We start from the raw sequence: 20,793 nt of genomic DNA, 5'->3' as shown, positions 1-20,793 counted from the left end.
GGCGGCGGCTACGCCTCGTCGTCGCGCAGGCCGTGCGACCGGCGGTCGGTCAGCAGCGCCCCGCAGACCACCGCCAGGTCGACCAGCCCCACGAGCCGACCGTCCTCGACCACCGGCGCGTAGGCGACCCGCGTCTCGAGCATCCGCTCGGCCACCTGCGGAACGGGCGTGTCCGAGGTGAACGTCACGACCTCGCCGAGGTGCAGGTCGGTGATCCGGGTCTCCTCGAGGTCCCGCCCGTCCGCGACCGCCTGGGTGACATCGCTGTCGCAGATCACCGTGATCGGCCGGCGCTCGCCGTCGTCGCTGATCACCACCAGCGCGTTGTCGTGCGACTTCTTCATCAGGTAGGCGACCGCGGCGACGTGGGCGCTGTGCTCCACCGTCGTCACCGGAGGGCGCATCACCTGAGCGGCGACGAGCGGCCCGGTGCTGGTCGGGGCAGGAGACGGGGTGACGGCCATGTCCGCGATCCCTTCGGAGGGCCCGGTCGTGGGGCCATTGTGGGGGCTGCGGACGCAGCAGCGGGAGGCCCGGCGGCGGTCAGCTGTCCAGGCGGGCCAGCTGGTCGGCGGTCAGCTGCAGGTCGGCCGCGGCCGCGGAGTCGACGATGGACGCCGGGCGCGACGCCCCCGGGATGGGCACGACCACGTCCGACTGCGCCAGGTGCCAGGCCAGCGCCACCCGGTACACCGACACGCCCAGCTCCGACGCCACCTCGGCGAACGCCGGCGCGGTGTCGTCCAGCGAGCCTGCCGCGGACACGCCGCCGAACGGGCTCCACGGCAGGAACGCCAGCCCGTGCGCCGCGCAGTGCGCCACCTCGCCGGCGGAGAACCGCCAGCCGGGGGAGAACTGGTTCTGCACGCTCACCAGCGCCGGGCCCACGATCGAGCGGGCGACGTCGATCTGCGCGATGTCGGCGTTGGAGATCCCGACCATGCGGACCAGGCCGTCGTCGGCGAGCTGCCGCAACGCGCCCATCGACTCCTCCCAGGGCGTGTCCGGGTCGGGCCGGTGGAACTGGTAGAGCCCGATCGCGTCCACGCCGAGGCGCCGCAGCGACCCCTCGCAGGCCTTGCGCAGGTAGGCCGGGGTGCCGTCGAGCTCCCAGTCGGTGCCGCGCCGGGTGTGCCCGCCCTTGGTCGCCACCAGGACGTCGTCCGCGCCGGACCCGTAGGAGGCCAGGGCGTCGGCGACCAGCGACTCGTTGTGGCCGAACTCCGCCTCGTCGCGGGCGTAGGCGTCGGCGGTGTCGATGAGCGTCACGCCGGCGTCGAGCGCGGCGTGGACGGTGGCGACGGCGTCCTCGGGGGAGGGCCGGTCGGTCTTGGTGGACAGGGGCATGGCGCCGAGGCCGATGGCGCTGACGGGGCGGTCTCCGATGCGTCGTTGCTGCACGGGGGTGTCGTGCCCCGCGGGTAGCGTCGCAACCGTGAGTTCGCTGTTCGACGAGGCGCCTGCGGAGGCCGTCGCCGTCGACCCCGGCGCCCCGCTGGCCGTGCGGATGCGGCCGCGTTCCCTGGACGAGGTCGTCGGCCAGCAGCACCTGCTCGGCCCGCGCGCCCCGCTGCGCCGCCTGGTCGAGGGCGACGAGCCGATGTCGCTGGTCCTGTACGGCCCGCCCGGCACCGGCAAGACGACGCTCGCGCACGTCATCTCACTGGCCACCAAGCGCCAGTTCGTGCAGTTGTCGGCCCTGGACTCCGGGGTCAAGGAGGTCCGGGCGGTCATCTCGGCGGCGAAGCGGGAGCTGACCTACGCCGGCCGGCGCACGGTGCTGTTCATCGACGAGGTGCACCGCTTCTCCAAGACCCAGCAGGACTCGCTGCTGTCCGCGGTCGAGGACCGCATCGTCAGCCTGATCGCCGCCACCACCGAGAACCCGTTCTTCTCGGTGGTCAGCCCGCTGCTCTCGCGGTCCCTGGTGCTGGCGCTGCAGCCGCTCTCCGACGACGACGTCCGCACGCTGCTGCGCCGCGCGCTCACGAGCGACCGCGGGCTCGACGGCGCGGTCACGCTGAGCAGCGAGGCCGAGGAGCACCTCGTCCGCATCGCCGGCGGCGACGGCCGCAAGGCGCTGACGGCGCTGGAGTCCGGCGCCGGCGCCGCGCTGGCCGCCGAGCTGGCCGAGATCGACCTGGTCACCCTCGAGACGGCGGTCGCCCAGGCCGCGGTGCGCTACGACCGCCAGGGCGACCAGCACTACGACGTCGCCAGCGCGCTGATCAAGTCGATCCGCGGCAGCGACGTCGACGCCGCCCTGCACTACCTGGCGCGGATGGTGGAGGCGGGGGAGGACCCCCGCTTCATCGCCCGCCGGCTGATCATCTCGGCGAGCGAGGACATCGGCCTGGCCGACCCGACGGCGCTGCAGACCGCGGTCGCCGCGATGCAGGCCGTGCAGTTCATCGGCATGCCGGAGGGCCACTTCCCGCTGGCGCACGCCGTGGTCCACCTGGCCACCGCACCGAAGTCCAACGCGGTCACCGTGGCCATCGGCGAGTCGGTCGCCGACGTGCGGGCCGGCCTCGGCGGGCCGGTGCCGCCGGGGCTGCGCGACGCCCACTACGCCGGGGCGAAGAAGCTCGGCCACGGCACGTCCTACAGCTACCCGCACGACGCCCCCGACGGGATCGTGCCGCAGCAGTACCCGCCGGACGCCCTGGTCGGTCGCGACTACTACCGGCCCACCAGCCGCGGAGCCGAGGGCCCGATCGCGGCTCGGCTGGGCAAGCTGCGGGCGATCGTCAGACGACAGCCGGGGCGCCGGGCCTGACCGGCGGCACCGTCCAGCCACCGCCGCCGGGCTCCGGCGGTGCGCGGACGGCGGTCTGCGGCCGCGACTACTGTGACCACGCCGGGCCGACGCCCGCCGGGAGCCCCGGGCGCAGCCCGGTTCCGGACGAGACAGCCGAGGAACAGGAGACCCGCGCGTGACCGCAGGAGAGTGGGCCGGATTGATCGCAGCGCTGGCGCTGGTGCTGCTGGTGCTGCTGCTCGCCGTCCCGATCCTCAAGCTGGGACGCACGCTGGACGAGGCGACCCTGACCATCCGCCAGACGCGGGAGCAGAGCGCGCCGATCCTGAGCCAGGCCTCGACCACGGTCGCGCACGTCAACAGCAACCTGGAGCGGGTCGACGACATCACCGGCAACGCCGCCAACGTCTCCAGCAACGTCGCCGCCCTCACCAGCGTCGTCGCCGCGACCCTCGGCAGCCCGCTGATCAAGGTCGCCGCGTTCAGCTACGGCGTCCGCAGCGCGGCGAAGAAGAAGCGGGAGGGCCAGGCGATCGCCGAGGCCGCCCGCCGCGACAAGGACGAGCGCCGCGCGCGCCGCGCCGCCCGGCGGGCCGCCTGATGCGCCGGCTGTTCTGGCTCGCCATGGGCATCACCATCGGGGCCCTCGTCGTCCGCAAGCTGTCGCGGGCGGCGGAGAAGCTGACCCCGCAGGGCATCGCGGGCGCCCTGGTCGAGGGCCTGCGCGACCTCGCCGACGCGATCGGCGAGTTCGGGGCCGACGTCCGGGCCGCCGCCAGCGCGCGGGAGCAGGAGCTGCGCGCCGGCACCGGCCTGGACGCCCCGCTGCCCGACGGCCGGCCGGCCCAGCTGCCCTACCGCCGGGGCGCGCACGCCGCCGACTCCTGACCCCCTCCCGCCCGCGGGGCCGACCGTCCCGCCCTCTTCCGACCGAGTAGGACATGCAGACCGCCGAGATCCGCCGCCGCTTCCTGGAGCACTTCGCCGCGCGCGGCCACACCGTCGTCCCCAGCGCCTCGCTGGTCTCGCCGGACCCGTCCCTGCTGTTCACGGTGGCCGGGATGGTGCCGTTCATCCCGTACCTGACCGGCCGCGAGCCCGCGCCCTACCCGCGGGCCACCAGCGTGCAGAAGTGCGTGCGCACCCTCGACATCGAGGAGGTGGGCAAGACCACCCGCCACGGCACGTTCTTCCAGATGAACGGCAACTTCTCCTTCGGGGACTACTTCAAGGAGGGGGCCATCCAGCACGCCTGGGACCTGGTCACCGGCCCGGTGGCCGACGGCGGGCTCGGCTTCGACCCGGAGCGCATCTGGGTCACCGTCTACCTGGACGACGACGAGGCGGCCGACGCGTGGAAGCGCATCGCCGGGCTGCCCGAGGAGCGGATCCAGCGCCGGGGGCTGAAGGACAACTACTGGCACACCGGCCAGCCCGGACCGGGCGGCCCGTGCAGCGAGATCTACTACGACCGCGGGCCCGAGCACGGCGCCGACGGCGGTCCGGTGGTCGACGAGGACCGGTTCCTCGAGATCTGGAACCTCGTCTTCATGCAGTACCAGCTCGACGACGTGCGGTCCAAGGAGGAGTTCCGCATCGTCGGCGACCTGCCGAAGAAGAACATCGACACCGGCATGGGCCTGGAGCGGGTGGCCTACCTGCTCCAGGGGGTGAACAACCTCTACGAGATCGACGAGGTCGCCCCGGTGCTGCGCCGCGCGGCCGACCTGGCCGGCGTGACCTACGGCCGCGATCACGAGGACGACGTCCGGCTGCGCGTGGTCGCCGACCACGTCCGCAGCGGCCTGATGCTCATCGGGGACGGCGTGACGCCGGGCAACGAGGGCCGCGGCTACATCCTGCGCCGGCTGCTGCGCCGCGCCGTCCGCTCGATGCGGCTGCTCGGCGTCGACGAGGCCACCCTGCCCGAGCTGCTGCCGGTCTCCCGCGACGCGATGAAGGCCAGCTACCCGGAGCTGGAGACCGACTTCGCGCGCATCTCCAGCGTCGCCTACGCCGAGGAGGAGGCGTTCCGGCGCACCCTCGCCGCCGGGACGACGCTGTTCGACACCGCCGTCGCCCAGGCCAAGCGGGCCGGGACGCCGGAGCTGTCGGGGGAGCAGGCCTTCTCGCTGCACGACACCTACGGCTTCCCGATCGACGTCACCCTCGAGATGGCCACCGAGCAGGGCGTCAGCGTCGACGAGGAGGGCTTCCGGGCCCTCATGCAGCAGCAGCGCGACCGGGCCCGCGCCGACGCACGCGCCAAGAAGACCGGCTCGGTCGACGTCCTGGCCTACCGGCGGCTGCTCGCCGACCACGGGCCCACCGACTGGCGTGCCTACGACACGCTGCGGACCGACTCGCGCGTGCTCGGCCTGGTCTCCGACCTCGCCGCGGAGGAGGGGGCCGAGGTCGCCCCGGCCGGTCCCGGCGAGGTCACCCGGGTGGTGCTCGACCGCACGCCGTTCTACGCCGAGTCCGGCGGCCAGGTCGCCGACGCCGGCGTCCTGACCTGGGACGGCGGCCGCGCCGAGGTGCTCGACGTGCAGCGGCCGGTCAAGGGCCTGGTCGCCCACCAGGTGCGGGTCCTGGACGGCGAGCTGCGCGAGGGCGCCGAGCTGGTCGCCGAGGTCGACCGCGAGTGGCGGCTGTCGGCCTGCCAGGCGCACTCGGGCACCCACGTGGTGCACGCCGCGCTGCGCCAGGTGCTCGGCCCGCAGGCGCTGCAGTCGGGCTCCTACAACCGCCCCGGCTACCTGCGGCTGGACTTCGCCTGGCAGGGCGCGCTCACCCAGCAGCAGCGGCACGACATCGAGGACGTCGCCAACGCCGCGGTCCGCGCCGACCACAAGGTCACCGCCAACTACATGACGCTGCCCGAGGCGCAGGCCATCGGCGCGCTGGCGCTGTTCGGGGAGACCTACGGCGAGCAGGTCCGGGTCGTGGAGATCGGCGGCCCGTGGTCGCGCGAGCTGTGCGGTGGCACCCACGTCCAGGGCAGCGCGCAGATCGGCACGCTGGCGCTGACCGGCGAGTCGTCGGTGGGCTCCGGCTCCCGCCGCGTGGAGGCCGTCGTCGGTCTGGAGGGCTTCCGCTACCTGGCCCGCGAGCGCGACCTCGTCCGGCAGCTCGGCGAGGTGCTCAAGACGCCGACCGACAACCTGGTCGAGCGGGTGAGCGGCATGCTCGCCCGGCTGCGGGACGTGGACAAGGAGCTGGCCGAGCTGCGCGCGCAGCAGACCCTCGCCGCGGCGGGGGAGCTGGCCGCCGGGGCGCGGGACGTCAACGGCATCTCCGTGGTCACCGGCGCGCCGGGTGGACTGGCGGGCGGGGACCTGCGCACGCTGACCCTCGACGTGCGCGGGCGGCTGCCCGGCGACCGGCCGGCGGTGGTCTTGCTCGCGTCGGAGACGGCGGGCAAGGTGGCCGTCGTGGCGGCCCTCAACCCGGCCGCCGTGCAGCGGGGGCTCTCCGCCGGCGACCTGGTCCGGGTCGCCGCCGCCCAGGTGGGCGGCAAGGGCGGCGGGAAGGCAGACGTGGCCCAGGGGGGCGGTACCGACCCCGCGGGCATCCCAGCGGCCCTGCAGGCCGGCGAACAGGCGGTCGCGACCGCCGCAGGGAGGTAGGCAGGCGTGGCCGGACCCCAGTACCCCAGCCCCGACGAGACCGGCCCGGTGGGCGAGCGGCGGGTGCGCCGCCCGGCGGTGCCCCCGCCGCCGGCCCGCCCGCGCCCGGCCCCGCCGGCTGCGCCGCAGGAGCCGGGCCACCACAGCACCGAGGCCATCGACCTGACCGCCGGCTTCCCGCCGGTGCGCCACGAGACGGCGCAGATCGACCTGTCCGGCGGGCTGCCGGGCGGCCTGCCGATCCCGCCGCGCCGACCGAAGCAGGGCCGGCGGCTGGGCATCGACGTCGGCACGGTGCGGGTGGGGGTGGCGATCTCCGACCCGACGGGCACCCTGGCCAGCCCGCTGGAGACCGTCCAGCGCCGGCGCGACGAGTCCGACCTGGACCGCATCGCCGACCTCGTCGTGGAACACGAGGTGACAGAGGTGATCGTGGGGGAGCCGAGGCACCTCTCGGGAGCGTCGGGCGCCTCTGCGCGGGAGGCCCGTGCTTACTCTCGGGCACTCGCCGGGCGCATCGGCTCCGTGCCCGTGCACCTCGTCGACGAAAGGCTCTCCACCGTGACCGCAGCCAGTTCCCTCCGGGCGAACGGTCTCGACAGCCGACAGCAGCGCTCGGTGATCGACCAGGCCGCCGCCGTGGTCATCCTCCAGGCCTATCTGGACGCCCAGCGGGAGCAGTCGTGACGGGTCCGACCCCGTCCTCGCGGCGGGGTCGGCACGCGTCCCCGGACCTCCCGAGCGGCGTCCCCGCCACGGCGTGGATGGCCTCGATGCCGCGCTCCCCGGGCGGCCGCGCCGCCGCCCCCGGCGACCGCAGCACCGGCCCGCTGCCCGGTCCCGGCGGCGGACTGCCCCGGCTGACCGCGTCCCGGGACGAGGAGGGCTCGACGCACCCCTCGGCCCCGCTGCCGGACCTCCCACCGCGGCCGGCGGGCGCCTGGTCGCGCATGCCGCGGCGCGCCGACGCGGCCGACGACGACCAGACCGTGGCCCAGCCCCTCGGCGCGCAGCCGGCCGTGCCCGGCGACCCCTCCGACGACGAGGGCACCGCCGACCGCGACCTGCACGGCTGGGACGAGGACGACGACGCCACCGGCGGCCTCGAGGTGATCGGCGCCGCCGGGTCCGACGACCCGCGCCGCTCCCGGCGCCGGCGGGACGGCGACGGCGACGGCGGGCGCCGGGGCGGCCGAGGCGGGCGGCGCAGCCCGCTGGCCGTCGTCCTGTCGCTGGTCGTGCTGGCCGGTCTGGTCGCCGGCATCGTCGTCGGCGGCAAGGCGCTGATCAACCTGGTCAACCCGCCCAGCGAGGACTTCGCGGGGCAGGGCACCGGCAGCGTCGAGGTGCGCATCGCGGTGGGCGACACCCTCAGCGACATCGGCCGGACCCTCGTCGACGACGGTGTCATCGCCTCGGTCGGCCCGTTCATCGAGGCCGCCGAGACCGAGCCGGCGGCGACCGGCATCCAACCCGGCGTCTACTCCATGCGGTCGCAGATGAGCGGCCAGGCGGCGCTCGACCTGCTGCTCGACCCGGCCACCCGGCTGTTCTCGCGGGTGACCATCCCCGAGGGCTTCACCGTGCAGGCGGTCCTGGAGCGGCTCGCCGAGGCCACCCAGACCCCGCTGGAGGAGGTGCAGGCCGCGGCGGCCGACCCCGCCGCCCTGGGCCTGCCGGCCTACGCGAACGGGACCCTGGAGGGCTACCTCTTCCCGGCCACCTACGACTTCACCCCGGACGACGAGCCGGTCGACATGCTGCGCGCGATGGTCGCGAAGTTCACCGAGACGGCGAACGGCCTGCAGCTCGAGCAGCGGGCCGCGGCCGCCGGCCGGTCGGTGCACGACGTGGTCACCGTGGCCTCCATGGTCCAGTCGGAGACCCGGCTGGACGAGGAGCGGACCGACGTCGCCCAGGTCGTCTACAACCGGCTGAGCCAGGGCATCCCGCTCGGGGTCGACGCGGCGCTGGCGTACGGCCTGCAGAAGAACGGCAACGAGCTGACCGTCGACGACCTGCAGACCGACAGCCCGTACAACACCCGGACCCGCGCCGGCCTCCCGCCGACGCCGATCAGCTCGCCGGGTGAGGCCAGCCTCGAGGCGGCCCTGGCGCCGTCGTCCGGGGACCTCCTGTACTACGTGCTGGAGAACGCCGACGGCCACCACTTCTTCACCGCCGACTACGCGGAGTTCCAGGCGGCCCGGGAGCGCTGCGCCAGCGCCGGCCTCGGCTGCGGTGGCTGACGGGGGGACGCGGCAGCACGGCACCCACCGGGCGGCGGTCCTCGGCCGCCCGGTGGGGCACTCGCTGTCCCCGCTGCTGCACCGGGCGGCGTACGCGGCGCTCGGGCTGACCGACTGGACCTACGACGCGCTGGACATCGGCGCGGAGGACCTGCCGGTCCTGCTCGCCGGGCTCGGGGAGGAGTGGCGCGGCTTCTCGGTCACCATGCCGTGCAAGCAGGCCGCCGTGGACGTCGCCGACGTCGTCGACCCGCTCCCGCAGCTGCTGCACGCGGCGAACACGCTGGTCCGCACCGAGGCCGGGTGGCGGGCGGAGAACACCGACGTCACCGGCATCGGCATGGCCCTGCAGCTGGCCGGCGTCGAGCAGGTGGACCGGGCGGCGATCGTCGGGGCCGGGGGCACGGCGGCCGCCGCCGCGGTCGCGCTGGCCTCGCTGGGAGCCCAGCACGTGGACGTCGTCGTCCGGCAGCCCGCGCGGGCGTTCGACCTGCTGCGGGTGCTGGAGACCCTGGACGTGCCCACGACGGTGCGCTCGCTGGAGGGCGCGGTCGTCGACGCCTCCGTCGTGGTGAGCACCGTGCCGGTCGGCGGGCAGCCGGTCGTGTCCTCGTTGCCGTGGCGGGCCGGGCAGACCGTCCTCGACGTGCTCTACGACCCGTGGCCCACCCCGCTGGCGCAGCGCGTGCGGGAGGCCGGCGGCACCGTCGTCGGCGGCCTGGACGTGCTGTTCTGGCAGGCCACCGCGCAGGTGGAGCTGATGACCGGGCACCCCGCGCCGATCGAGGCGATGCGCGCGGCGCTCGACACCCGCTGACCCCGGTGCCGGTCGGGGAGCTCCCGGGCGCCGTCGTCGCGGTGCTGGCCGCCGTCCCGGCGCTGGCGCTCGGGCCGTGGCTGGCCCGCTGCACCGTCCGCCTGGCGCACCGGGACGACGCGGCGTCGGCCGGGCCGGTGCGGACGGCGCTGACCTGCGGGCTGCTCGGCGCGGCGTTCGCCGGGGTGCTGCTCCTCGCGGGGCTGCGTCCGGCCACGGCCGGTCTCGCGTGGGCCGCCGCGGCGGGGGTCGTGCTGGCCGGGGTGGACCTCGCCGTCCACCGGCTGCCCGACCGGGTCACCTTCCCCGCGTACGCCGTGGTCGGCGCCGCCCTGCTGGCCGACGCGGCCGTGCTGGGCACGTGGCCGGCGCTGCTGCGCGCGGTGCTGGCGGCGGCCGTCGCGTTCGGGCTGGCCGCCCTCGGCGCGCTGGCCTCGCCGCAGGGGCTCGGCTACGGCGACGTGAAGCTGCTGGGCCTGCTCGGGCTGGTGCTCGGCTGGGTGGGCTGGGGCGCGCTGCTGGCCGGGGTGTTCCTCGGCCTGCTCACCGGCGCCGCGGTGTCCCTGGCGCTGCTGGCAACCCGCCGGGCCGGGTGGCGCACCGCCCTGCCGTTCGGACCGCCGCTGCTGGTCGGGGCGGTGCTCGCGCTGGCGCTGGAGGGCCCCTGGTGACGAGCTGCGACGGCCACCCTCCAGGGGCCCGCCCGAGCCTGCGCGGGAAGGGGTGGACGGCGGTCCTTCTAGACTCCGGGGCATGTTGCGCTGGCTGACCGCCGGTGAGTCGCACGGCCAGCAGCTCACCGCCATCCTCGAGGGCCTGCCCGCCGGTGTGCGGGTGCAGACCTCCGACCTCGACGTCGACCTGGCCCGGCGCCGGCTCGGCCACGGCCGCGGCGCGCGGATGTCCTTCGAGCAGGACGTCGTCACGCTGACCGGCGGGGTCCGGCACGGCCTGACGCAGGGCGGGCCGATCGCCGTCCAGGTCGGGAACACCGAGTGGCCCAAGTGGGAGACGGTGATGTCGGCCGACCCGGTCGACCCCGAGGTGCTCGCGGGCCAGGCCCGCAACGCGCCGCTCACCCGGCCGCGCCCCGGCCACGCCGACCTGGCCGGCATGCAGAAGTACGGCTTCGACGACGCCCGCCCGGTCCTGGAGCGGGCCAGCGCCCGGGAGACCGCCGCCCGCGTCGCCCTCGGTGCGGTCGCCCGCGCGTTCCTGCGCCAGGCGCTCGACGCCGAGGTCGTCAGCCACGTGGTCGGCATCGGGCCGGTCGTCGCGCCCGACGGCCTCGTCCCCGGCCCGCAGGACAACCCCCGGATCGACGAGGACCCGGTCCGCTGCGCCGACCCGGCCACCAGTGAGCTGATGGTCGCCGAGGTCGACGACGCCCGGAAGAACGGCGACACCCTCGGCGGGGTCATCGAGGTCGTCGTCCACGGCCTGCCGCCGGGCCTGGGCAGCCACGTGCACTGGGACCGCCGGCTGGACTCCCGGCTGGCCGCCGCCCTGATGGGCGTGCAGTCGGTGAAGGCGGTCGAGGTCGGCGACGGCCTGGAGACCGCCCGGCGCCGCGGGTCGGTCGCCCACGACGAGATCGTGCTCGCCGACGGCCGGGTCCAGCGGACCACCGACCGCGCCGGCGGCATCGAGGGCGGCATGACCAACGGCGAGGTGCTGCGGGTCCGTGCGGCGATGAAGCCGATCTCGACCGTCCCGCGGGCGCTGTCCACCGTCGACGTCGCCACCGGTGAGCCGGCGGTCGCGATCAACCAGCGCAGCGACGCGTGCGCGGTGCCCCGCGGCGCCGTCGTCATGGAGGCGATGGTGGCCCTCGTGCTGGCCGACGCCGCGCTGGAGAAGTTCGGCGGCGACTCGCTGACCGAGACCCGCCGCAACGCGCAGGCCTACCTCGACGCGCTGGCGATCCGTTGACCCCCGCCGAACCCGGGACCCCCGCCGACCCGACGACCCGCCCCGTCCTGGTCCTCGTCGGCCCGCCGTCGTCGGGCAAGACCACCGTCGGCACGGCGGTCGCCGAGATGCTCGGCGTCCCCTTCCGCGACACCGACGCCGACATCGAGGACGTCACCGGGCAGACCGTCGCCGACCTGTTCGTCGAGCGCGGCGAGCCGTTCTTCCGCTCCCTCGAGGAGCAGGCCGTGGCCCGGGCGCTCGGCGCGCACGAGGGCGTCCTGGCCCTCGGCGGCGGAGCGGTGCTCAGCGCCGCGACGCGGGAGCTGCTGGTCGGCTACGGCCGGGCCGGCGGCACGGTCGTGTGGCTGGACGTCGACCTCTCCTCCGCGGCCGAGCGCGTGGGCCTGGGCCGCACCCGCCCGGTGCTGGGCATGAACCCCCGGGCCACGCTGCGCAACCTGCTGCTGGCACGGGCACCGCTGTACGAGGAGGTGGCCTCGCTGCGCGTCCCCACCGGCGGCCGCGAGCCCGGCGACGTGATCGCCGACGTCGCCGCCGCCCTGCGCACGCGGACCAACCGATGACGCTGCGGCGGGTGACCGTCCCGGGCGGCAAGCCCTACGACGTCGTCATCGGGCCGGGGGCGCAGGTCGAGCTGGGGCTGGTGCTGGCCGGCACCGCGCGGGCGGCCGTCGTCCACGCCCCGCCGCTGGCCGGGCTCGCCGGCGCGGCGGTGGAGACGCTGCAGACCGCCGGGGTCGCCGCGGAGGCCGTCGTCGTCCCCGACGGGGAGGCCGCCAAGACCGCCGTGGTCGCCGCCCGCGCCTGGGAGGAGTTCGGCCGCCTGGGGCTGACCCGGTCCGACGCCGTCGTCGGGGTCGGCGGGGGAGCGGTCACCGACCTGGCCGGGTTCCTCGCCGCCACCTGGGTCCGCGGCGTCCGCGTCGTCCACCTGCCGACCAGCCTGCTGGGCATGGTCGACGCCGCCGTCGGCGGGAAGACCGGCATCAACACCGGCGCCGGCAAGAACCTCGTCGGGGCGTTCCACCCGCCGGCCGGGGTGCTGGCCGACACCGACGTCCTCGCCGGGCTGCCGGAGGCGGAGTTCCGCGCCGGGCTGGCCGAGGTCGTCAAGTGCGGGTTCATCGCCGACGCCGCCGTCCTCGAGCTGCTCGAGGCCGACCCCACCGGCCGCCGCGACACCGTCGAGCTCATCGAGCGCGCGGTGCGGGTCAAGGCCGAGGCGGTGGGCGAGGACCTGTTCGACACCGGCCGCCGCGAGTTCCTCAACTACGGGCACACCCTCGCCCACGCCATCGAGCGGGTCGAGGACTTCGGCTGGCGGCACGGCGAGGCGGTCGCCGTCGGCCTGGTGTTCGCCGCCGAGCTGGCCGGGCAGGCCGGGCTGCTGACCCGCGCCGAGGTCGACCGGCACCGCGAGCTGGTCGCCGCGATGGGGCTGCCGACCCGCTACGCCGGGGACTGGACGCGGCTGCAGTCGGTCATGCGGGTGGACAAGAAGGCCCGCGGGGCGTCGCTGCGGTTCGTCGTCCTGGACGGGCTGGGCCACCCGCGGATCCTGGCCGATCCGGACCAGGCCTGGCTGGACGCGGCGTGGGCCGCAGTAGCGGAGGAAGCGTGACGATCCAGGTGCTCAACGGCGCCAACCTCGGCCGGCTCGGCCTGCGCGAGCCCGAGAAGTACGGGACGACGACGTACGCCGAGCTGGTCGAGCTGCTCGAGGGCACCGGCCGGGACCTCGGCGTCGAGGTACGCGTGCGGCAGACCGACAGCGAGGGCGAGCTGCTCGGCTGGGTGCACGCCGCCTCCGACGTCGGCGAGGCCGTGGTGATCAACCCCGGCGGGTGGTCGCACACCTCCGTGGTGCTGCACGACGCCCTGGCCGCGCTCAACGGCCCGCTGGTCGAGGTGCACATCACCAACATCCACAAGCGGGAGGAGTTCCGGCACTTCTCCTACGTCTCCCGGGTGGCCGACGGCGTCATCGCCGGCCTCGGCGTGCAGGGCTACGTGCTGGCGCTGCAGTGGCTGGTCGCCCGAGGTCACCGGTGAACCACGCCGCCCGACGGGACGCGCTGCGGGCGACCGCCGGGGAGCAGGGGCTGGACGCCGTCCTGGTGACCAACCTGCTCAACGTCCGCTACCTGACCGGCTTCACCGGCTCCAACGGCGCGCTGCTGCTGCGCACCGATGGCGGGGACGTCTTCGGCACCGACGGCCGGTACACCACGCAGGCCGGCGTCCAGGTGCCCGACGTCGAGCTGCTCGTGGACCGCGCCACCGTCGCCTCCCTCGCCCGCGAGGCGGTCCGCCGGAAGGCCGCCCGGATCGGCTACGAGAGCCACCACCTCACCGTCGACGGGCTGCGCGCGCTCGAGGGCGTGCTGGCCGACGCCGCCGCTGGGGGCGCCGTGCCGGAGCTGGCCTCGGTGCGCCGAGCCGTCGAGGCGCAGCGGGCGGTCAAGGACGACGACGAGATCGACGCGCTGCGCCGGGCCTGCGCCGTGGCCGACTCCGCGCTGGCCGAGCTGGCCGGCGAGGGCGCGCTGCGGCCGGGGCGCACGGAGCTGCAGGTCGGCCGGGAGCTCGACGCCCGGATGCTGGCGATGGGCGCCGAGGCGCCGTCGTTCGAGACGATCGTGGCCACCGGCGCGAACTCGGCCATCCCGCACCACCGCCCCGACACCACCGAGCTGCGGGCCGGCGACTTCCTCAAGCTCGACTTCGGCGCGACCGTCGACGGGTACCACTCCGACATGACACGCACGATCGTCCTCGGGCACGCGGCCGACTGGCAGCGCGAGGTGTACGAGCTGGTCGCGGCGGCGCAGGCCGCCGGCCGGGCCGCGCTGGCGGTCGGCGCCGACGTGGTGGCGGTCGACGCGGCGGCGCGCGACGTCATCGCCGACGCCGGCCACGGCGACCACTTTCCCCACGGCCTCGGCCACGGGGTCGGGCTGGAGATCCACGAGGCGCCGGGCATCGGCCATCTCGGCGCGGGTACGCTGGCCGCCGGCATGGCCGTCACCGTGGAGCCCGGCGTCTACCTGCCCGGCCACGGCGGTGTCCGGATCGAGGACACGCTGGTCGTCACGGACGACGAGCCGGAGTTGTTGACCCTCACGAGCAAGGAACTGCTGGTCCTCTAGATGGCTACCACCAACGACCTCAAGAACGGCATGGTCCTCAACCTCGACGGCCAGCTCTGGACCGTCACCGAGTTCCAGCACGTCAAGCCGGGCAAGGGCGGCGCGTTCGTCCGCACCACGCTGAAGAACGTGCTCTCGGGCAAGGTCGTCGACAAGACCTTCAACGCCGGCACCAAGGTCGACACCGCGACCGTCGACAAGCGGAACATGACGTACCTGTACAAGGACGGCACTGACTTCGTCTTCATGGACGGCGAGACCTACGACCAGATCCACGTGCCGGCCGAGACCGTCGGCGGCGGCGCGGACTACCTGCTGGAGAACACCGAGGCCGTCGTCGCCGTCCACGAGGGCACCCCGCTCTACGTCGAGCTCCCGGTGACCCTGGAGCTGGTCGTGCAGCACACCGACCCGGGCCTGCAGGGCGACCGCTCCACCGGCGGCACCAAGCCCGCCACCCTGGAGACCGGCGCGCAGATCCAGGTGCCGCTGTTCGTCAACACCGGCGACAAGCTCAAGGTCGACACCCGCGACGGCCGGTACCTCGGCCGCGCCAACTGACGCGGGCGGGCGGGCAGGTCGCATGGCTGCACGGTCCAAGGCGCGCAAGCGGGCGGTCGACGTCCTCTACGCCGCCGACCTCCGGAGCCGGGACCCGCGGGAGCAGCTGGCCGAGGAGGTCGCCGCCGGGCAGCCGCCGGTCAACGACCACACCGTCCGGCTGGTCGAGGGCGTGGTCGAGCACGCCGCCCGCGTCGACGAGCTGATCGACCGGCACGCCCGCGGCTGGTCGATCGACCGGCTGCCCGACGTCGACCGCGCCATCCTGCGGATGGCCGTCTTCGAGCTGCTGTGGGACGACGACGTCCCCGACCCGGTGGTCATCGACGAGGCGGTGGAGCTGGCCAAGCGGCTGTCCACCGACGACTCGCCGGCCTACGTCAACGGCGTCCTGGGCGCCATCCTCGAGGCCGAGCTGCCGACCAGCTGACCGCACCACCGACGCGACAGGGCCCGCTCCGATCGACGGAGCGGGCCCTGTCGCGTTCCGGGGTCGCGCCGCCGCCCACTGCTGGGCCGAGCGCCGGGGCGGGCCTCAGCCCGGCAGATCGGGGCCGGGACCGGCGGCCACGAGCATGGCGGCGACCCGGGCGGCGGACCGCTGCCGCTGGACGCGCCGCAGGGCGGCCCGCCGGCGCGCGGCGAGCAGGAGATCCCGGTCCAGCACGACGGGGACCGGGACGGGCTGGGACATGGCGGACTCCTCGGCGGTCGATGCGACGCCGCGGACGCTAGGACCTCCTGCTGACACTTCCCATCCCCCAATGCGGAGGAGCGGTCGCAGGGAAGGGACCCCGGGTGCGCGAGAGGCCCCCGACCGACGGGTCGGGGGCCTCTCGCGTGTGGGAGGTCGCTCTCAGCGCGGGGAGCGGCGGCGCTCCCAGTTGGGGTTGACCTCGTCCTCGTCCTCGTCACCGCCGAAGCCGACGACGCTCTCCATGCCGGGGGAGAGCACCCCCCACTCGATGAGCCGGCTGGTCAGCTCGTCGGGGCTCATGTCGTAGATGATCGCCAGCGACTTGAGGTCCTCCGCGCGGATGGAGAGCACCTTGCCGTTGTAGTCGTGCCGCTGGGCCTGGATGGTCGAGGCGTACCGGGCCAGCGGTCCGGCCTCGTCGGCGGGCAGCGAGCCCAGCGACTCGAGGTTGAGCACGATCTTCGTCGTCGAGGTGACCGCCGAGCTGGGCCGCGGGTCGGGCAGCAGCTCCGAGACCGGCACGCCGTAGAAGACGGCCAGCTCGGACAGGCGCTGCACGGTCACCGCGCGGTCGCCGCGCTCGTACGAGCCGACCACGACGGCCTTCCAGCGGCCGTGCGACTTGTCCTCGACTCCCTGGAGCGAGAGCCCCTGCTGGTTGCGGATGGCGCGGAGCCGGGCACCGAGGGCCCGTGAGTAGTCGGTGCTCATCGCTTCCTGCTCACTGTGCGTCGTCGTGGGCGAGTTGTCGTCACGGAGCGTACTGGTCGAGCCGGATCGGCGACACCAGGACACTCCTCCGGGTGCAATGGCCCCACATCGTGGCCCAACCAGCCGCGATGCGGGTCACATCCGGGCGTGCAGTACCGTCGGCCCCGGTCCGACCACTCCTTTAACGACCCGTCCCGTGAGGCGGGGAAGGAGGCCCCATGGCCAGTTCACCCGAGCCTGCCCGGGAGCCGGCACCGGCGTCCGCCGGTGCGCCCCCCGCAGCACTCCTCTCCGCCGCCGACGTGGCCCGCGTCCTCGACCGGATGGCCCACCAGGTCATCGAGCGTGCCGCCTCGGCCAGCCCCGACTCCGCGGACGGCGGTCTGTCCGACGTCGTCCTGATCGGCATCCCCACCCGCGGCGCCCCGCTGGCCCGCCGGCTGGCCGCCCGCATCGAGGCGTTCTCCGGGACGGCGGTCGACGTCGGCACCGTCGACATCACCCTCTACCGCGACGACCTGCGGCGGCGCGGCGTCCGCGCGCTGGAGCCGACGACGCTGCCGGAGGCGGGCATCGACGACCGGCTGGTCGTGCTCGTCGACGACGTCCTCTACTCCGGCCGCTCGGTGCGGGCCGCGCTCGACGCGCTGCGCGACCTGGGCCGGCCGCGGGCGGTGCGGCTCGCCGTCCTGGTGGACCGCGGGCACCGCGAGCTGCCGATCCGTGCCGACTACGTGGGCAAGAACGTGCCCACCTCCCGCACCCAGCAGGTGCGCGTCCACCTCACCGAGGTGGACGGCGCCGACGAGGTGCTGCTCACGGAGGAGCCAGGAGGGCGACAGGGAGTGAGCATCGCAGCGAGCTCTGCGAGCGAGGAGCGGAGCGACCGCGGAGCCGACCGGGGGAGCAGAGCGTGAAGCGCCACCTGCTGGAGGCCGCCGACCTCGACCGCGCCGACGCGACCCTGGTGCTGGACACCGCCGCGCAGATCGAGCAGGCGCTGGCCGGCCGCGAGGTCAAGAAGCTGCCGACGCTGCGCGGCCGCACGGTGGTCAACCTCTTCTACGAGGACTCCACCCGCACCCGCATCTCCTTCGAGCTGGCCGCCAAGCGGCTGTCGGCCGACGTCATCAACTTCTCGGCCAAGGGCAGCAGCGTCTCCAAGGGCGAGAGCCTCAAGGACACCGCGCTGACCCTGGAGGCGATGGGGTCCGACGCGGTCGTCGTCCGGCACAGCGCCTCGGGCGCGCCGCACCGCCTGGCGCACTGGGTGCGCGGCAGCGTCGTGAACGCCGGCGACGGCACCCACGAGCACCCCACGCAGGCACTGCTGGACGCCTACACGATCCGGCACCGGCTCGGCCGGCTGGAGGGCGTGCGGGTGGCCGTCGTCGGCGACGTCCTGCACAGCCGGGTGGCCCGCTCCAACGTGCGGCTGCTGCACACCCTCGGCGCGGAGGTCACCCTCGTCGCCCCGCCGACCCTGCTGCCGGTCGGCGTGGGGAGCTGGCCGGCGGAGGTCTCCTACGACCTCGACGCCGTGCTGCCCAAGGCCGACGTCGTGATGATGCTGCGCGTCCAGGCCGAGCGGATGAACGCCTCGTACTTCCCCAGCGCCCGGGAGTACAGCCGCCGCTACGGGCTCGACGCCCGCCGCATGGGGGTGCTCGGCGACGACGCGATCGTCATGCACCCCGGCCCGATGAACCGCGGGATGGAGATCGCCGCCGAGGTGGCCGACTCCGCCCGCTCCACGATCGTCGAGCAGGTCGGCAACGGGGTTTCCGTGCGCATGGCCGTGCTCTACCTGCTCCTGGGAGGCGCCCCCTCATGACCGTCCTGATCACGGGGGCCCGCCCCTACGGCGAGGACGCCGCCGACATCCTGGTCGAGGACGGCCGGATCGCCGCGATCGGCGAGTCGCTGTCGGTCCCCGGCGCCGACGTCGTCGACGCCGCCGGCCTGATCGCCCTGCCCGGCCTGGTCGATCTGCACACCCACCTGCGCGAGCCCGGCCGGGAGGACGCCGAGACCGTCGAGACCGGCAGCCGGGCGGCGGCCCTGGGCGGCTACACCGCGGTGCACGCCATGGCCAACACCGATCCGGTCGCCGACACCGCCGGCGTCGTGGAGCAGGTGTGGCGGCTGGGCCAGCAGGCTGGGCTGGTCGACGTCGTCCCGGTCGGGGCAGTGACCGTCGGGCTGGCCGGCGCGCGGCTGGCCGAGCTGGGCGCGATGGCCGACTCCGCCGCGCGGGTGCGAGTGTTCTCCGACGACGGGCACTGCGTCGCCGACCCCGCGCTGATGCGCCGGGCGCTGGAGTACGTGAAGGCCCTGGACGGCGTCGTGGCGCAGCACGCCGAGGAGCCGCGGCTGACCGTCGGCGCCCAGATGCACGAGGGCGACCGGTCGGCCCGCCTCGGCCTCACCGGCTGGCCCGCGGCAGCGGAGGAGGCGATCATCGCCCGCGACGTGCTGCTGGCCGAGCACGTGGGCGCGCGGCTGCACGTCTGCCACGTCTCGACGGCGGGCTCGGTGGAGATCCTGCGCTGGGCCAAGTCGCGCGGGGTGCAGGTGACCGCCGAGGTCACCCCGCACCACCTGCTGCTCACCGACGAGTGCGCCGAGAGCTACGACCCCGTGTTCAAGGTCAACCCGCCGCTGCGCACCGACGCCGACGTCCAGGCGCTGCGGGCCGGGCTCGCCGACGGCACGATCGACGCCGTCGCCACCGACCACGCCCCGCACGCCGTGGAGGACAAGGAGTGCGAGTGGGCGCAGGCCCGGCCCGGGATGCTCGGGCTGGAGCAGGCGCTGTCGGTCGTGGTCGACACGATGGTCGACACCGGCCTGCTCGACTGGCGCGGCGTCGCCGACCGGATGTCCGCCCGCCCGGCCGCCATCGGCCGCCTGGACGGGCACGGCCGCCGGCTCGCCCCCGGCGAGCCGGCCAACCTGCTGCTGCTCGACCCCGCCGCCCGGGTCACCGTCGACCCGGCCGGGCTGGCCAGCCGCAGCCGCAACAGCCCCTATGCCGGCCGGGAGCTCCCCGGCCGGGTGGTCGCCACGTTCCTGCGGGGGACGGCGACCGTTCTGGACGGGAAGGCAGTTCGTTGACAGACGCGATCCTCGTGCTCGAGGACGGAAGGACGTTCCACGGCGAGGCCTACGGCGCGGTCGGCACGACGCTGGGCGAGGCGGTGTTCGCCACCGGCATGACCGGCTACCAGGAGACGCTGACCGACCCCAGCTACGCCCGGCAGATCGTCGCCATGACCGCTCCGCACATCGGCAACACCGGCGTGAACGAGGAGGACGACGAGAGCCGCCGCATGTGGGTGGCCGGGTTCGTCGTCCGCGACCCCGCCCGCCGCCCGGCCAACTGGCGGGCCACCGGCAGCCTGGACGACGAGCTGGTCGCCCAGGGCGTCGTCGGCATCAGCGGGATCGACACCCGGGCGCTGACCCGCCACCTGCGCGAGCGCGGCGCGATGCGCGCCGGCATCAGCAGCGAGGGGCTGTCGGCCGAGGAGCTGCTCACCCGGGTGCGGTCCTCGGAGAGCATGACCGGCGCCGACCTGGCGCCCGCGGTCACCGCCAACGACCCGTACGTCGTGCCGGCGGTGGGGGAGAAGCGGTTCACCATCGCCGCGCTCGACCTCGGCATCAAGACCGCCACCCCCCGGCACCTGGCCGAGCTCGGCGTCGAGACGCACGTGCTGCCGGCCACCGCCACCGCCGAGGACCTGCTCGCCGCCGGGCCCGACGGGGTGTTCCTCTCCAACGGCCCCGGTGACCCGGCCGCCGCGGACTACGCCGTCGAGGCGGTGCGCGGGGTCCTCGACGCCGGCCGCCCGCTGTTCGGCATCTGCTTCGGCAACCAGATCCTCGGCCGGGCGCTGGGCCTGGGCACCTACAAGCTGCGCTTCGGCCACCGCGGCCTCAACCAGCCGGTGCTCGACCGGGTCAGCGGCACGGTCCGGGTGACCAGCCACAACCACGGCTTCGCCGTCGACGCCCCGCTCGACCGGCCGACCGACACCCCCTACGGGCGGGTCGAGGTCAGCCACGTGGGTCTCAACGACGACGTCGTCGAGGGCCTGCGCCTGCTGGACGCCCCGGCGTTCAGCGTGCAGTTCCACCCCGAGTCCGCCGCCGGCCCGCACGACGCGGCGCCGCTGTTCGGCCGGTTCGTCGACCTCATGGAGACCGCCCGGACCGGGGACGGGCACGCCGGTGGGCCGCCGCCCCAGGTCACGCACAGCACGGGGGAGAAGGCCTGAC

23 protein-coding genes are annotated in these 20,793 nt (G+C 75.0%); 19 read left to right on the top strand and 4 right to left on the bottom strand.

Annotated features, from left to right (window positions below; translation table 11 throughout):
• Positions 1-8: 8 nt before the first annotated feature.
• The gene (locus tag ACI789_RS04915; RefSeq protein WP_457006982.1) at positions 9-464 is read right to left on the bottom strand and encodes a CBS domain-containing protein; all 456 of its coding nucleotides are present in this window, start codon (positions 462-464) and stop codon (positions 9-11) included.
• Positions 465-543: 79 nt separating this feature from the next.
• Positions 544-1,401, bottom strand: a complete 858-nt coding sequence (locus tag ACI789_RS04910) for an aldo/keto reductase (protein ID WP_457006981.1) — start codon at positions 1,399-1,401, stop codon at positions 544-546.
• 34 nt (positions 1,402-1,435) lie between these two features.
• Here ACI789_RS04910 and ACI789_RS04905 point away from each other — a divergent pair, with 34 nt between their 5' ends.
• The 15 genes from ACI789_RS04905 (at position 1,436) to nusB (ending at position 15,531) form a co-directional block, all read left to right on the top strand.
• The gene (locus ACI789_RS04905) at positions 1,436-2,779 is read left to right on the top strand and encodes a replication-associated recombination protein A (RefSeq protein ID WP_456919298.1); all 1,344 of its coding nucleotides are present in this window, start codon (positions 1,436-1,438) and stop codon (positions 2,777-2,779) included.
• A 157-nt stretch (positions 2,780-2,936) separates the two neighbouring features.
• Positions 2,937-3,362: a DUF948 domain-containing protein gene (locus ACI789_RS04900; protein ID WP_456919299.1), complete on the top strand. Its 426-nt coding sequence runs from the start codon at positions 2,937-2,939 to the stop codon at positions 3,360-3,362.
• Complete coding sequence (locus ACI789_RS04895; RefSeq protein ID WP_456919300.1) at positions 3,362-3,649, top strand: hypothetical protein; 288 nt, start codon at positions 3,362-3,364, stop codon at positions 3,647-3,649. The genes ACI789_RS04900 and ACI789_RS04895 overlap by 1 nt, the downstream gene beginning before the upstream one ends.
• 53 nt (positions 3,650-3,702) lie before the next feature.
• Positions 3,703-6,390, top strand: a complete 2,688-nt coding sequence (gene alaS, locus ACI789_RS04890) for an alanine--tRNA ligase (protein ID WP_457006980.1) — start codon at positions 3,703-3,705, stop codon at positions 6,388-6,390.
• A 6-nt stretch (positions 6,391-6,396) separates the two neighbouring features.
• Entirely contained in the window at positions 6,397-7,077 is a 681-nt protein-coding gene (ruvX, locus tag ACI789_RS04885; protein ID WP_456919302.1) for a Holliday junction resolvase RuvX, read from the top strand.
• Between the two features lie 86 nt (positions 7,078-7,163).
• On the top strand, positions 7,164-8,639 hold the full coding sequence (gene mltG, locus ACI789_RS04880) for an endolytic transglycosylase MltG (RefSeq protein ID WP_457006979.1): 1,476 nt from the start codon (positions 7,164-7,166) through the stop codon (positions 8,637-8,639).
• Positions 8,632-9,456, top strand: a complete 825-nt coding sequence (locus ACI789_RS04875) for a shikimate dehydrogenase (protein WP_457006978.1) — start codon at positions 8,632-8,634, stop codon at positions 9,454-9,456. The genes mltG and ACI789_RS04875 overlap by 8 nt, the downstream gene beginning before the upstream one ends.
• A 5-nt stretch (positions 9,457-9,461) precedes the next feature.
• A complete protein-coding gene (locus tag ACI789_RS04870; protein WP_457006977.1) occupies positions 9,462-10,127 on the top strand; it encodes a prepilin peptidase in 666 nt (221 codons plus the stop codon).
• A gap of 82 nt (positions 10,128-10,209) precedes the next feature.
• The gene (aroC, locus tag ACI789_RS04865; protein ID WP_457006976.1) at positions 10,210-11,388 is read left to right on the top strand and encodes a chorismate synthase; all 1,179 of its coding nucleotides are present in this window, start codon (positions 10,210-10,212) and stop codon (positions 11,386-11,388) included.
• Complete coding sequence (locus ACI789_RS04860) at positions 11,385-11,954, top strand: shikimate kinase (protein WP_456919309.1); 570 nt, start codon at positions 11,385-11,387, stop codon at positions 11,952-11,954. The genes aroC and ACI789_RS04860 overlap by 4 nt, the downstream gene beginning before the upstream one ends.
• Positions 11,951-13,012, top strand: a complete 1,062-nt coding sequence (aroB, locus tag ACI789_RS04855; RefSeq protein ID WP_457006975.1) for a 3-dehydroquinate synthase — start codon at positions 11,951-11,953, stop codon at positions 13,010-13,012. The genes ACI789_RS04860 and aroB overlap by 4 nt, the downstream gene beginning before the upstream one ends.
• Positions 13,009-13,443 (top strand): type II 3-dehydroquinate dehydratase, encoded by a 435-nt coding sequence (aroQ, locus tag ACI789_RS04850; RefSeq protein ID WP_457006974.1) that lies wholly within the window; start codon positions 13,009-13,011, stop codon positions 13,441-13,443. The genes aroB and aroQ overlap by 4 nt, the downstream gene beginning before the upstream one ends.
• Positions 13,440-14,540, top strand: coding sequence for a M24 family metallopeptidase (locus ACI789_RS04845; RefSeq protein ID WP_457006973.1), 1,101 nt, complete (start codon positions 13,440-13,442; stop codon positions 14,538-14,540). Before aroQ ends, ACI789_RS04845 begins: the two co-directional genes overlap by 4 nt.
• Complete coding sequence (efp, locus tag ACI789_RS04840) at positions 14,541-15,101, top strand: elongation factor P (protein WP_456919315.1); 561 nt, start codon at positions 14,541-14,543, stop codon at positions 15,099-15,101.
• A gap of 22 nt (positions 15,102-15,123) precedes the next feature.
• Positions 15,124-15,531 carry a transcription antitermination factor NusB gene (nusB, locus tag ACI789_RS04835; RefSeq protein WP_457006972.1) on the top strand — a complete coding sequence of 136 codons (408 nt, stop codon included), beginning with the start codon at positions 15,124-15,126 and terminating at the stop codon, positions 15,529-15,531.
• Between the two features lie 105 nt (positions 15,532-15,636).
• Here the strand turns inward: nusB and ACI789_RS04830 are convergent, their stop codons facing one another.
• Both ACI789_RS04830 and bldD read right to left on the bottom strand, forming a co-directional pair.
• The gene (locus ACI789_RS04830) at positions 15,637-15,795 is read right to left on the bottom strand and encodes a hypothetical protein (RefSeq protein ID WP_456919317.1); all 159 of its coding nucleotides are present in this window, start codon (positions 15,793-15,795) and stop codon (positions 15,637-15,639) included.
• Positions 15,796-15,957: 162 nt separating this feature from the next.
• The gene (gene bldD / locus ACI789_RS04825; protein WP_135142216.1) at positions 15,958-16,509 is read right to left on the bottom strand and encodes a transcriptional regulator BldD; all 552 of its coding nucleotides are present in this window, start codon (positions 16,507-16,509) and stop codon (positions 15,958-15,960) included.
• 218 nt (positions 16,510-16,727) lie between these two features.
• Between bldD and pyrR the strand changes: the two genes are divergently transcribed.
• Genes pyrR through carA form a run of 4 tightly spaced genes read left to right on the top strand, consistent with a single transcriptional unit; the run spans position 16,728 to position 20,792 of the window.
• Positions 16,728-17,426 (top strand): bifunctional pyr operon transcriptional regulator/uracil phosphoribosyltransferase PyrR, encoded by a 699-nt coding sequence (pyrR, locus tag ACI789_RS04820; protein ID WP_457006971.1) that lies wholly within the window; start codon positions 16,728-16,730, stop codon positions 17,424-17,426.
• Positions 17,423-18,343, top strand: coding sequence for an aspartate carbamoyltransferase catalytic subunit (locus tag ACI789_RS04815; RefSeq protein WP_456919320.1), 921 nt, complete (start codon positions 17,423-17,425; stop codon positions 18,341-18,343). Before pyrR ends, ACI789_RS04815 begins: the two co-directional genes overlap by 4 nt.
• On the top strand, positions 18,340-19,626 hold the full coding sequence (locus ACI789_RS04810) for a dihydroorotase (RefSeq protein ID WP_457006970.1): 1,287 nt from the start codon (positions 18,340-18,342) through the stop codon (positions 19,624-19,626). Before ACI789_RS04815 ends, ACI789_RS04810 begins: the two co-directional genes overlap by 4 nt.
• The gene (gene carA, locus ACI789_RS04805) at positions 19,623-20,792 is read left to right on the top strand and encodes a glutamine-hydrolyzing carbamoyl-phosphate synthase small subunit (protein ID WP_457006969.1); all 1,170 of its coding nucleotides are present in this window, start codon (positions 19,623-19,625) and stop codon (positions 20,790-20,792) included. Before ACI789_RS04810 ends, carA begins: the two co-directional genes overlap by 4 nt.
• The last annotated feature ends 1 nt before the right edge of the window (position 20,793 follow it).

It is taken from the genome of Geodermatophilus sp. SYSU D00965, assembly GCF_054050075.1.
The sequence above is the reverse complement of the archived record's forward strand: the minus strand, read 5'-3'. Positions and strand labels throughout refer to the sequence as shown.

Bases quoted from the DNA above. Each gene is read 5' to 3' on its own strand.
- ACI789_RS04830 (WP_456919317.1), bottom strand. From the start codon at position 15,795: ATGTCCCAGCCCGTCCCGGTCCCCGTCGTGCTGGACCGGGATCTCCTG.
- bldD (WP_135142216.1), bottom strand. From the start codon at position 16,509: ATGAGCACCGACTACTCACGGGCCCTCGGTGCCCGGCTCCGCGCCATC.
- pyrR (WP_457006971.1), top strand. From the start codon at position 16,728: ATGGCCAGTTCACCCGAGCCTGCCCGGGAGCCGGCACCGGCGTCCGCC.
- ACI789_RS04895 (WP_456919300.1), top strand. From the start codon at position 3,362: ATGCGCCGGCTGTTCTGGCTCGCCATGGGCATCACCATCGGGGCCCTC.
- aroB (WP_457006975.1), top strand. From the start codon at position 11,951: ATGACGCTGCGGCGGGTGACCGTCCCGGGCGGCAAGCCCTACGACGTC.
- aroC (WP_457006976.1), top strand. From the start codon at position 10,210: ATGTTGCGCTGGCTGACCGCCGGTGAGTCGCACGGCCAGCAGCTCACC.
- ACI789_RS04915 (WP_457006982.1), bottom strand. From the start codon at position 464: ATGGCCGTCACCCCGTCTCCTGCCCCGACCAGCACCGGGCCGCTCGTC.
- efp (WP_456919315.1), top strand. From the start codon at position 14,541: ATGGCTACCACCAACGACCTCAAGAACGGCATGGTCCTCAACCTCGAC.
- mltG (WP_457006979.1), top strand. From the start codon at position 7,164: ATGCCGCGCTCCCCGGGCGGCCGCGCCGCCGCCCCCGGCGACCGCAGC.
- alaS (WP_457006980.1), top strand. From the start codon at position 3,703: ATGCAGACCGCCGAGATCCGCCGCCGCTTCCTGGAGCACTTCGCCGCG.
- nusB (WP_457006972.1), top strand. From the start codon at position 15,124: ATGGCTGCACGGTCCAAGGCGCGCAAGCGGGCGGTCGACGTCCTCTAC.
- ACI789_RS04810 (WP_457006970.1), top strand. From the start codon at position 18,340: ATGACCGTCCTGATCACGGGGGCCCGCCCCTACGGCGAGGACGCCGCC.